Origin of the sequence: Brockia lithotrophica (assembly GCF_003633725.1) — a bacterium.
Classification (GTDB): domain Bacteria; phylum Bacillota; class Bacilli; order Thermicanales; family DSM-22653; genus Brockia; species Brockia lithotrophica.
Map to the genome: position 1 here is coordinate 180,225 of NZ_RBIJ01000003.1, position 11,854 is coordinate 192,078.

At 62.0% G+C, this 11,854-nt stretch carries 8 protein-coding genes; 2 read left to right on the top strand and 6 right to left on the bottom strand.

Translation table 11 applies throughout. The features are described from left to right. Window positions 1-291, bottom strand: a complete 291-nt coding sequence (gene gatC / locus C7438_RS06125; RefSeq protein ID WP_121444471.1) for an Asp-tRNA(Asn)/Glu-tRNA(Gln) amidotransferase subunit GatC — start codon at window positions 289-291, stop codon at window positions 1-3. 323 nt (window positions 292-614) lie between these two features. On the opposite strand from gatC, the gene C7438_RS06130 reads away from it, so the two are divergent. Beyond that, window positions 615-2,057, top strand: coding sequence for an O-antigen ligase family protein (locus C7438_RS06130; RefSeq protein WP_170143604.1), 1,443 nt, complete (start codon window positions 615-617; stop codon window positions 2,055-2,057). Window positions 2,058-2,105: 48 nt separating this feature from the next. Beyond that, window positions 2,106-4,370: a 5-methyltetrahydropteroyltriglutamate--homocysteine S-methyltransferase gene (gene metE / locus C7438_RS06135; protein ID WP_121444473.1), complete on the top strand. Its 2,265-nt coding sequence runs from the start codon at window positions 2,106-2,108 to the stop codon at window positions 4,368-4,370. Window positions 4,371-4,462: 92 nt separating this feature from the next. Here the strand turns inward: metE and C7438_RS06140 are convergent, their stop codons facing one another. The 5 genes from C7438_RS06140 to C7438_RS06160 form a co-directional block, all read right to left on the bottom strand. After that, complete coding sequence (locus C7438_RS06140; RefSeq protein WP_121444474.1) at window positions 4,463-5,593, bottom strand: CamS family sex pheromone protein; 1,131 nt, start codon at window positions 5,591-5,593, stop codon at window positions 4,463-4,465. A 3-nt stretch (window positions 5,594-5,596) separates the two neighbouring features. Further along, complete coding sequence (ligA, locus tag C7438_RS06145; protein WP_211322104.1) at window positions 5,597-7,741, bottom strand: NAD-dependent DNA ligase LigA; 2,145 nt, start codon at window positions 7,739-7,741, stop codon at window positions 5,597-5,599. Window positions 7,742-7,816: 75 nt separating this feature from the next. After that, window positions 7,817-10,075 (bottom strand): ATP-dependent helicase, encoded by a 2,259-nt coding sequence (locus C7438_RS06150; RefSeq protein WP_121444475.1) that lies wholly within the window; start codon window positions 10,073-10,075, stop codon window positions 7,817-7,819. 187 nt (window positions 10,076-10,262) lie between these two features. After that, the gene (locus C7438_RS06155; protein WP_121444476.1) at window positions 10,263-10,652 is read right to left on the bottom strand and encodes a YerC/YecD family TrpR-related protein; all 390 of its coding nucleotides are present in this window, start codon (window positions 10,650-10,652) and stop codon (window positions 10,263-10,265) included. A gap of 124 nt (window positions 10,653-10,776) precedes the next feature. Beyond that, window positions 10,777-11,811 (bottom strand): DUF3048 domain-containing protein, encoded by a 1,035-nt coding sequence (locus C7438_RS06160; protein ID WP_121444477.1) that lies wholly within the window; start codon window positions 11,809-11,811, stop codon window positions 10,777-10,779. Between the last annotated feature and the right edge of the window lie 43 nt (window positions 11,812-11,854).

Sequence of the window (11,854 nt, forward strand, 5' to 3'; positions counted from 1 at the left end):
TCACTCCTCGAGGACATTTGGAACGACAAAGAACCCGTTCTGCACTTCGGGAGCGCTCCGAAGGAGCTCTTCCCGCGAGGGGAATGCCTCCGGCACGTCCGCGCGGAGAACCGGTTCCACCTCGACGGGCAGAATCATGGGAGAAACGCCATCCAAGGGCAACTGTCGCAAGGGGGAAACGTACGCGAGGAGCTCCTCGAGCTCGCGCTCCATGCGAACCTTTTCCTCAGGCGTGAGCTCGAGACGGGCAAGATACTGAAGTTTTTCCCACGTTTCGGGTGAAAGCGGCACCTCAGCTACCCCCTTTCAGAGCGGGGCCGCATCGCACGCGTTTCCGAAAACCGAGCCGTACGGCAACCGCGGCGTGCGGCACACACAAATCATAGCACATCTTTTCCCCGCGCACCGCAAGGGAATCGAAACCGAGAAGCGTCCGTTGGGCGAATAAGAGATGCCACACAGGAACTTCGTGCCTAGTGTGCAAAATCCCCCCAAGCAGGTGGACTTCGGGTGTTCCTTACGGTAGGATATTCTTCGGCGCGTATGGTATGGGAACCGTCTTTCTCAGTCCCATTTTCCGAGGAAATTTCCCGCGCGAAGGAGGGGCCCCCTTCGTGATCTCCGGCGAAATCCCCCTGTCCCGAGAGCGCGCGTACGGATTAGAAAAGATTGGTACGTTTTCTCGCTATGTGGTTTTGGGTATGTTTCTTGTTTCTATTAGCGTGTTTTTTATTACATTTTTAACGGAACTAAATATTTTTTCTGAATTTGTTCACGATCGGCTTATGGTGTCGGCTTTCGCAATGCAACTTATTTTTCCTGCTGCGTTTATTTTTGTTGCTTATGAAAACTTAAAAATAAGATTAAACAGTAAATACGTACCATATTTTTTATTATTGTTTTTGGTGTATGCTATATTTTTATTTTCTCTGTTATCTTTTGTATGGAGCGATTACCCATTATATGCAATTAAAAAGTCAATTACAATATTCGTTCCCGTTATTTTATTATCAGTCGTGATGCTATTCGATGATAACCCAATAAAAACGTTTAACTACGTATCTATAATTTTTGTTGCGACGTCATTATTATCTTCGATTTACGGAGAAATAGTTTTGTTCGCTGGAAAAATAAATCCAATCCCACTCAGCGAAAATATTTACGAACAGTCGATATCTTTAGGTATTTTAAAGGTTTCACAAATTGTTTATGGAACGCTTCCTTTTCTTCGTATATCTTCATTTTTGTCGAATCCGAATAGTCTTGCTGTGTTGAACTCTGTTGGTATTGTCTTTACACTTTATTTATCGAGAATTAAGTATATAAAAAATTCGACCGGGGCTTTCTTGTTGTTCGTTCAGGCGGTTTCTCTGCTCCTCACTTTTTCGCGTGACGGAATCCTATTTGTCGCTCTCATGCTCTTTGCCTATTTCCTGTGGTTTGCGAAAAGAGGAACCTTGCAGGTTGCAGGGCTCCTTTTTGCAGGTGTACTCCTCGTTCTCTTCCTCTTGGAGATTTACCTCGTGTACCAAAGCATACACCCCACCTACTCCCACACCGACGGCCAGTCGTTCCTCGAAAAACGACTTTCCTTGGGGCTGAACGGCAGAGATCGAATTTGGAGACCGGTGGTCGAACAAATCACCGCAACGCCCCTCTTCGGCATAGGATTCGGCGCCGCGACGGAAGCGATCCTGCGACCGTTGGGGATCGAACACACCGTCCACAGCTCGCACCTCCAAATTCTCGCGGAGCTCGGAATCGCGGGCTATGCCTTGTTTCTCCTCGTGTTTTTCACCTTCGGCTGGTTTGCGCTTCGCGCAATGCAAAGGCCTTCCGACCTCGTCGTCCGAAACGTTGGCGCCGCCACGTTTTCTCTGGTCTTCGGCTTCTTCCTCCACGACTTCTTGGAAAGCGTGATCGTCCTGTGGGGGCCGTTTACCCTCCTTACGGCGTATGCGATGTTTACCCTCCTCCACCCTAGGGTAATTGGAGAAGTCGTCCGAAAAGGCGAGATGCGCGGAATTCCCGTATCGGAGGATTCCGTGTATACTTGAGGCACATCGCCTTTTCGTCTACAACCACAGTACCGGGAGGTGGGCAGATTGCCCCTGAGCACGGCCAACCTGGGATACCCGCGCCTAGGCCACCGGCGCGAGCTCAAGCGCGCCTTGGAAGGATATTGGGAGGGCAAGATCGACCGCAAAGCGCTCCTCTCCGAACTGGAAGCGCTCGAACGCGCCCACCTCACGCTCCAGAGGGACAAGGGCCTCACCTACGTGCCCGTGGGCGACTTTTCCGCCTACGACCACGTGCTGGACCACGCCGCGCTCTTCGGCCTCTTGCCCAGGCGTTTCGGCTACCGGGGCGGACCGGTGGACCTCGACCTCTACTTCGCCGTCGCCCGTGGGACAAAAGAAGCGCCCGCGTCGGCCATGGTGAAGTGGTTCAATACGAACTACCACTACATCGTCCCCGAATGGGAAGAAGGAGTCACGCCGGAACTCACCGGCGAAGGGCCAGTCGAACGCGTGCGGCGCGCCCGCGCCTGGGGGATCGAAAACGTTCGTCCCGTCCTCCTCGGGCCGTACACCTTCGTCCGCCTGGCGAAAGGGCCCGGCGTAGAGGACGTACGCCGCGCCGTATCGGCCCTCGTGCCCCTCTACGGAGAGATCCTCCGCCGCTTGGAAGCGGAAGGTGTTTCCTGGGTGCAGATCGACGAACCGGCCCTCGTGCAGGACGTCCCGGAAGAACACCTGCCGATTCTCGAAGAGGCGTACGCCGCGCTCGTGGGCGGTCTTTCTTCCCTCCGCATCCTTCTTCAGACGTACTTTGAGGCCGTCGACCACTACGAACGTATCGTCCGGCTTCCCGTCCACGGCATCGGGCTCGACTTCGTTCACGGGAGGGCGCGAAACGAAGCGGCGCTCGCCGCCCACGGCTTCCCCGAAGACAAGGTGCTCGGGGTCGGACTCGTGAACGGGCGAAACGTGTGGCGAACGCCGCTCGGCGAACGCGCGGAATGGCTCAAGGGCCTCACGTGCTACGTGTCTCCTGAACGCATGATCCTTCAGCCGTCGACCAGCCTCCTCTTCGTCCCGCACACCGTGAAACTCGAAAAGAAGCTCTCGCCCGAACTCCTCCAAGTCCTGGCCTTCGCCGAAGAAAAGCTCGACGAGCTCGCCCTCCTCGCCCACGCACTCGATCCCTCGCCGGAGATTCGCGAAGCGTATCGCGAGGCAGACGAAGCCCTCCGGCGCTTCGCCGCCGCCCACCCCTTCCCCGCCGCCCGAAGCGAGGAACACGTCGGTCCGAGAAAAACCCCCTTCCCCGAACGCTGGCGTCTCCAGCAAGAACGCTTCCGCCTCCCCCTCTTCCCCACGACCATGATCGGCAGCCTCCCCCAAACGGAAGACGTACGGGCGGCGCGGGCGCGCTGGAAGCGCGGCGAGTGGAGCACGGAAACGTACGAAACGTTCATCCGCGAAGAAATCGCCCGCTGGATCCGCATCCAGGAAGACCTCGGGATCGACGTGCTCGTGCACGGAGAATTTGAACGCTCGGACATGGTGGAGTTCTTTGCGGAAAAGATGGGCGGCTTTGCCTTCCTCGAACGGGGATGGGTGCAATCCTACGGCTCGCGGGCCGTTCGGCCGCCGATCATCTACGGACCCGCCGCCTACCTCGAGCCGATCACCGTCTCGTGGACCGTGTACGCCCAAAGCCTCACAGACCGCCCCGTGAAGGGGATCCTCACGGGACCCGTCACGATCCTCCAGTGGTCGTACGCCCGAGAGGACGTACCGCGGGAGACGGTGGCCCGCTCGATCGCCTGGGCGATGCGCGAGGAAGTCTTGGCCCTCGAACGCGCGGGCATCGGGATCATTCAAATCGACGAGCCCGCCTTCCGTGAAGCTCTCCCCTTGAAACACGCGGATTGGGAGGACTACCTCCGGTGGGCGGTCGAAACCTTCCACATCCTCTCCAATGGCGTGCAAGACCGAACGCAGATTCAGTCCCACATGTGCTACAGCAAGTTCGACGACATCCTGGACGCCATCAAGGCCCTCGACGCCGACGTCATCCTCATCGAGACGGCGCGAAGCCACGGCGAGCTCATCTCCGCCTTTGAAGAGGGAGGATACCCCAACGCCATCGGCCTTGGGGTTTGGGACATCCACAGCCCGCGGATCCCGCCGGTGGAGGAAATGGTCGCCCTCGTCGAACGGGCGCTCCGCGTCCTGCCGAAGGAACTCTTTTGGATCAACCCCGACTGCGGCCTCAAGACGCGCAAGGAAGAGGAAGTGCTCGCATCGCTTAGAAACATGCTCGAGGCGGCCCGAATCCTCCGTCAGCGGTACGGCGGATGACGGCACGGCTTTCGAAGATGCGCAAGACGCCCCACTAAACGGTGGGGCGTCTTTTTTCGTTTGGAATTTCACCCGTACGGGACAGCGAACGGCTACGGAACGCGTCCCGGTTCGTAGAGAAAGGAGCCGACGGCGGGATCGCGGATGTAGACGGCGTACGTGCGGCCAAAGCTTTGAAATTCGAGGACGAGAGCGACCTCAGAAGGAACGAGGGAACTCCCCTTTTCCACGGCGAAGTTCACGAGGGCCTGCCGCGATACGGCGTCCGCCAAGGAAGTGGTGAAGACCAGGCGAACGCCGACCAACTTGTCCTGCACGTAGTGGGCGGTTCCCGAAGCGTACACCCCTTGGGGAAAAGGATCCCGAAGCTCGCGGACAAACCCCTGGAACTTTTGGGAAAGAAGGTCCTCCCCGCGGGAAAGAAGCACGTAGCGTTCGCGAAACGTCTCCCACTCCACAGAAGAGCCGCTCCCGTTCTTGGAAAGGCCAAAGGCGACGAACGTGCCGGGAACCGCTTCCTTAGAGGAGGGAAGGCGGTACACGGCGACCCACACGTCGCCGGCAAAGCCTTCGCTCCGCAGGTTGTGGACGATCTTTTCTCCGGCCTTGCGGCCGAAGGTCTCCGCATCCTCTGGGGAGGGGGCGTAGACGCCGAGGCCGAGCGCAAGCACCTCCGGAGGCGCGTTGCGCTCGGGTGGAGAGGTATACAGGTTGTACGCGAGGACGGCGACCGCCCGCGGTTCGCGCCGCACGGCTTCAGCCGCCCCCGCGTCGGACGTTCCGGGCGTCGCGGGATCCGCGGGGTTGACGCCGAGCGGGTTCTTTTCCGCGTCGTACGGCTTCAGCCAGTCCCCGAGTTCGGCAACCGGGGGGTAGAGCCCCGCCCGCAGCCCGAACCGGTCGGGCGGAAAGACGCGGGCGAGGTGTTCGAACATACCCGCTTCGAATTCCTCGTAGGAAAGGCGGACCCCCAGAGCGCTCACGAGACTCCCGCGGGATGCGCGGCCCACGCCTTCGGCGGCGTCGAGCGTCGGGTAGACGGCGTACGGCGCACGACCTACCTTGGGCGAAGGAATGGACGGGCCGACCTGCTCCCCTTGTTGTGCCGGGGGAGCGGTGAGCGGAGCTTCGGGAAGGGAGCAGCCGGAAAGGAACGTCGCGGCCCCCCCGAGGAAGAGCCCGCCCGCGAGGAAAAGGCGGAGCGCCCTGTCCCGCGTACGCATGGATCAGCCCCCCAACAGGGCGAGGAACTCCGCCTCGGTGAGCCGGGGAATCCCGTAGGCTTCGGCCTTGGCCAGTTTGGATCCCGGATTGGCGCCGACGATGAGGTAGTCGGTCTTGCGCGAGACGCTGTCCGTCACGTGGGCGCCGAGGGCTTCGAGGCGCGCCTTCGCCTCTTCCCGCGTCATGGAGGAAAGGGTACCCGTGATCACGACCGTCTTCCCCGCGAGGGGGTGCGGTCCGTGCGTCTCCTCCGCCTCGGGCAGAGGCTCTACCCCGAGTTCTGCGAGGCGGGCGAGGACTTCCTGTACGTGCGGCTCGCGGAAGTACGAGACGATCGATTCCGCGATCACCTCGCCCACGCCCGGGACTTCCAGGAGTTCCTCAAATGTGGCACGCCGGACCGCGTCGAAGGTGCGGAAGCGCTTGGCGAGTACGCGGGCCGTTTCTCGGCCCACGTTGTGTATGCCGAGGGCGTAGAGGAAGCGCGAGAGGGGACGGCGCTTGCTCGCCTCGATGGCGGCGAGGAGCTTGCGCGCCTTCCGTTCCTTAAAGAGGGGCAACGTAAGGAGGTCTTCTTCGCGGAGGGTGTAGAGGTCGGCTACGGTACGGACGAGCCCGCGCTCTACGAGGAGTTCCGCCGTCTTTTCGCTCAGCCCCTCGATGTCCATCGCCTCGCGAGACGCGTAGTGGACGATCTGGCGGGCGAGCTGCGGCGGACAGGAGAGGGTGTTCGGGCAGTAGAGAAACGGGCCGTCGCGCTCGAGAAGCGCGCCGCAGGCGGGACAGCGCTCCGGCGGTCGGATGCGGTGCTCTTCATCCGGAGGGGTATCCTCGGCAGGGCCGAGGATCATGGGGATCACGTCGCCGCTCCGCTTGAGACGTACCTTCCGCCCCAGGGCAAACGTCAGGCCTTTGCGCTCGATGTCCTCGACGTTGTTGAGCGTCGCATGGCGCACGATCACGCCCCCTACCGGAACGGGCTCGAGAACCGCCGTCGGCGTGACGACTCCCGTGCGTCCGACGCGCCACTCCACGCCCACGAGTCGGGTGACGACCTCGAGGGCGGGGAACTTCCAGGCGATGGCCCAGCGCGGGTACTTGGCCGTGGTCCCGAGGATCTCCCGCAGGCGAATTTCGTCGATCTTGATCACCATACCGTCGATGTCGATGTCGAGCTCCGCCCGTTTGGGGGCAAAGGCCTCCACCTCTCGGATGAGTTCCTCGACGTCGGTAAAGACCTTGTGGTAGGGGTGGACCTTGAGGCGCATCGCCTGAAGAAAGTCGAGCATCTCCGTGTGCCGGCGGAAGGTCCTTCGACTCGCGTAGTTCACGTGGTAGAAGTAGATGTCGATCTGGCGCTTGCGCACCTCGGTCGTGTCGTAGTTGCGCAGGGCGCCGGCGACGCCGTTGCGGGCGTTCTTGAGGGGCTTTTCCGGATGCTCTTCGTTGTAGCGGGCGAGGGCGCTAAGGGGCATGATCGCCTCACCCTGAAACTCGAACGTCCCCTCCTTCTCTGGGATGGAAAGGGGGACGGAAGGGATCACCTTGACCGTCTCGAGAACCATCTCCCCTACCGTCCCGTCGCCGCGTGTCGCCGCGGCCGTGAGAAGCCCGTCCTCGTACGTGAGGACCACCGTGAGCCCGTCGAACTTGTACTCGAGGACCAGCGTCGGGCGCTCGGGAATGTCCTCCTCCGGGTGTTCCGCCCGGTAGGCAGCGATGGCGCGGAGGACGCGGTCGTACCAGTCGCGAAACTCCGCAGCGCTGGTCACCTTGTCCAGACTCCAGAGGGGGTTTTTGTGGCGGTGGGGCGGAAAACCTTCGAGGATCGGTCCGCCCACCTTTTGCGTGGGAGAATCGGGGAGAATTACCCCCGTCTCCTTTTCGAGCGCCACGAGCTCGTCGTAGAGCCTGTCGTACTCCTCGTCGGACACGCTCGGCTCCCCGAGCGTGTAGTACTCGTAGTTGTAGCGGTTGAGGAGCTCGACGAGTTCGCGCATGCGCGCCAAGACTTCCGGGGGGAGCGCGCGTTCCGCGGACGAATCCCTCGTCGAAGGCTTCCCTTCGGCGGGATTGGAAAACTCGAAGAGCGACCCTTGCTTCCCGGAGGGCAGCACATCCCACCGCCCAGTTGTATCGGAAGCCACGAGAGATCACCTCCCTCTCCGGGATTCCAGGTTTTTCCCGCCTCTGGAAAGGCGGTTCGGGATTAGCCTGCCACATCAGGAACCTTTCCGGCGGATGATCGGCGCATAGCGGGGAAGAAGGGTTCGCACACCCAACGGATGGGGAAAGGCGACGACGAGTTCGATTTCGTCGCCCCGTTCGCGAACCTGGACGACCGTCCCCTCCCCGAAGATCGCGTGGACGAGGCGATCGCCGGGCTGCCAAGGTTCGTCTTCGGGGCCTGCTTTCCCCCCTGTCTTCCCGAGCCTTTCTTCGCGGGAACTTCCGAAGCGTCCGAAGGACGGCAATCCTGCGACCCCCGCGGTTTCGCGCTCATCCGCAACAGCCGTGGAAAACCTGTGCCGGCGCAGGATTTCCCGTGCCCACGGAGAACGGACGTCTTCGACGACGAGAAGCTCCGAGGGGATTTCCTCGAGAAACCGACTCGGTCGGCTCGGCCGCATGGGAGATCCGTACTGGGAGCGGTACTCCGCGTAGGTGAGAAAGAGGCGCTCCTTGGCGCGCGTCATCCCCACGTAGAGGAGGCGGCGTTCCTCGTCTACGTTGCCCTCCTCGACGGAGAGGTGGTGGGGGAGCAGGCCTTCCTCGAGGCCGAGGATGAACACCACGGGAAACTCGAGCCCCTTGGCGGCGTGGAGCGTGAGGAGGGTTACGCGGTCCTCCGCCTCCTCGAACGTATCGACGTCCGTAAGGAGCGCCACCTCAGCGAGGAACGCGGGCAGGTCCGCTTCGGGATGGAGGGCCTGAAAGGAGGTGGCCATGTTCAGAAACTCCTGCACGTTTTCCAGCCGAGAGGAACGCTCCGGCTCGGGAAGCGCGAGGAGGGCCGCCCGGTAACCCGTCACTTCGAGAACTTCGTCCACGAAACGCGCAAGCGGCAGTTCCCGCGAACGCGCGCCGAGTTCGCGCAGGAGGGTGCAAAATCCGATGAGGACTTTGGCCTTACTTCGGGGGATGTCCGCTTCGTCGGCGCGGCAGGCGGCGTGAAAGAGGGAAGACCCCATAGAATCCGCAAAGTCCCGCAGACGGGCAAGGGTTGACTCTCCGATTCCGCGCCGCGGTTCGTTCACCACGCGGAGGAAACTGAGGTCGTCGACCGGGTTGGCAATGAGCCGAAGGTAGGCGAGGACGTCTTTGATCTCCTTGCGCTCGTAAAACCGAAGACCGCCGACGATGCGGTAGGGAATGCCGGCGGAGAGGAGGGCTTCTTCGACAACGCGGGACTGTCCGTTGGTCCGATACAGGACGGCGATGTCGCCCAACGCGTAGCCCTCGCGCGTGAGGGCGTCGATCCGCTTAACGACGGCTTCGGCCTCCTCGTTCTGGTTGCCGGCGAAGAGGACGCGCACGGGCTCTTTCCCCTCGTTTTCCGTCCAAAGTTCTTTGGGCGGGCGGCCCGGGTTGTGGCGGATCAGGGCGTTGGCGGCATCGAGGATCTTCTGGGTCGAACGGTAGTTCCGCTCGAGGGTGATCACCTTCGCTCCGGGAAAGTCCTCGACAAACGAGAGAAAGATGCGGGGGTCCGCACCGCGCCAGGCGTAGATGGACTGGTCGGCATCTCCGACGACGAAGAGGTTGGCGTGTTCGCGCGTCAGGGCATGCAAGAGGCGGTACTGCATGGGGTTCGTATCCTGGTACTCGTCGACGTGGATGTAGCGAAACCTCGTGGCGAGGCGCGACCCCGCCTCGTGCTCGAGAAGTTCGACGGCGCGGAGGAGGAGGTCGTCAAAGTCGAGGGAACCGGTCTGAGCCTTCCTTTCCTCGTAACGCAGGTAGATCTGGGCGAGCAGGCGCTCCCAGGGACGCGTGGGGTCAAAACGCTTGAGGTAGTCCTCGGGCGAGGTCCCTTCGTTTTTGAGTCGAGAAACCTCTGCCGCATACCGGCGGGGATCCTCGCGCTTGGGATCGAGGTTGAGTTCTTCGAGGATCGCGCGAAAGAGGCTCCGCACGTCGTCCGTGTCGAGAATCGTGAAGTTCTGCGGCAGGCCGATGGCCTCCCCGCCCATGCGGAGAATCCGGGCGGCAAAGCTGTGGAAGGTGGAAATCCACACCTCGCGGGCCGCATCCCCGACGAGGGCTATGGAGCGCTCCTTCATCTCTCGCGCCGCCTTGTTCGTAAAGGTGATCGCGAGGATCCGCGAGGGCGGAACGCCGCGAGCGATGAGGTAGGCAATGCGGTGGGTGAGGACGCGCGTCTTCCCGCTTCCGGCACCCGCAACGACGAGAACGGGCCCTTCCGTAGTCGTCACCGCCTCGCGCTGCTCGGGACTTAAGTTGCACAAAAGTTCCTCCATGTCCGCCTCCCCTTCGCTCTTCGCGCATCGGGTATGCGAAGGAATCTGTCCCTCGGGTAGTTGGGAAAGGAAAAAGTCCGCATGCGAAGTCGATGGCGGGACATCCGCCCGCTTCTACCCGCCATTCTAACGCAAGCAGGGGCACACGCCAAAGGGTGTGCCCCCGTAGAGGACAAACGCTTTTCGCTCACCGTCTGGGATGTGGAACTTCGCGTGCCTCGGCTTCGCCCGAAGGCGGCGGACTTGTACTTGCCTTGGGGGAAGGCGAACCTCCCCGGCACTCCTTGAGCTTGCGCAAGACGAGGGCGTAGCCGTCGCTTCCGTAGTAGAGGCTGCGCTTTACGCGGGAGATCGTCGCCGTGCTCGCGCCGGTTTTTTCTTCGATGGCGGCGTAGGTCTCCCCCTCCACGAGCATGCGCGCAACTTCAAAGCGCTGGGCCATCGCCTTGAGCTCGTTTACCGTACAGAGGTCGTCGAAAAAGGCGTAGCATTCCTCGAGCGTCTCTAGGGTGAGGATGGCTTCGAAGAGAGAATCCAACCCGGAATCGCGGAGCTTCTCCAGGCGCTGGGAATTCATCCGCGCATCCCCCTCAACCGCTCCCGGTCGGTGTGCCTCGCGTATACTTTACCACATCATCGAGGTGAAATACAGGCGAGGCGGCCGGAGGACGGCGAAGAAGCCCCGGCTCTCTCCGCGCTTCCTAGGGGGCGAAGTTCACGTCGCAACCGCGGAGCGGGAGCACCGCGACCCACGTCGTTCCGGGAACGAGGGGAACTTCCTGCGATCCGAGGAACAACCGGTACGGCCCGTTCCCCTCCCACCGGGCCTCCACGGGGACGGCCTCCCCTTTGGCAACCCACCACGCCTCCCGCACGTCGGCCAGGTCGATCTTGAGGTGCCCGGCATCGTCGACTACCGCGTGGGGAACGCGCACGATCACGAGGTTGGACAGCTGAATGGGTGCCTGCGTCTTCCGGTCTACGTCGGGTTTCCCTGCCGTAGCCCGGACGTACGTCCCCCTGTCTTCCGCGTACGTGTAGGTCACGGGAGATGAACCCCAATAGGTGATGTGCACGCGGCCGGCCGGGCGAACGTCGGAAGACAAGGACGCCGGCCCTCCCGGCGCGAAGGAAAACCGCGGAGGTTGTCCCGTCTGCGGAATGCCGCGGGCGGCCATGTACGCTTCGAGCTTTTCGGCGCTCGTGTACAGGTTGTGCGGGGGCTTTCGGTCCGAAGAACGCCAAAAGTATGTGCCTTCGGCGGCGAGACCGTCGAGGTGCGGCGGATCTCCACCCGCGAGGATCGCGTTTGCCTCGTCGCTCCCCCCCGCGTGTACGAGGACGGCCCCGAACGCGCGGGCCACTTCGATGAAATACGGCCGGGCGCTGCGTACGGGACCGATCTCGTCGGGCATGCCGCTGTGGAACACGGCGAGAAAACGCGGAATCCCCCCTTCCGCGAGCATCTCGTAGACGAAATCCGCGGCAAAGAGGCCCGACTGCGGACGGGCGTCCGGCGCGTTTTCGATCACCACAGCCAGCGGCCGCCGGGGGATCGGCTTTCCGATCTCGCGGCCAGTAAGGGGGGCGTACTCCGGAACGGGCTGTGGGGCTTTCGGTGCGGGTGAAGGAACGGGGGCGGGCGGCTCTTGCGCCGGGCGGGAAAGACAACCCGCAAGGGCGACGAAGATCGTCAGGACTACCGCCCACCCCGCGTGCACCCGTAGCCTCTTCATCTCCCGGAGTTCCTCCTTCCGCCGGCCACGTGGGGGTCCGGCC

What these genes read in the sequence shown, in the direction of transcription:
- C7438_RS06140 (WP_121444474.1), bottom strand. Translation starts at nt 5,593, where the DNA reads ATGCGTACGCGGGACAGGGCGCTCCGCCTTTTCCTCGCGGGCGGGCTC.
- C7438_RS06150 (WP_121444475.1), bottom strand. Translation starts at nt 10,075, where the DNA reads ATGGAGGAACTTTTGTGCAACTTAAGTCCCGAGCAGCGCGAGGCGGTG.
- C7438_RS06155 (WP_121444476.1), bottom strand. Translation starts at nt 10,652, where the DNA reads ATGAATTCCCAGCGCCTGGAGAAGCTCCGCGATTCCGGGTTGGATTCT.
- C7438_RS06160 (WP_121444477.1), bottom strand. Translation starts at nt 11,811, where the DNA reads ATGAAGAGGCTACGGGTGCACGCGGGGTGGGCGGTAGTCCTGACGATC.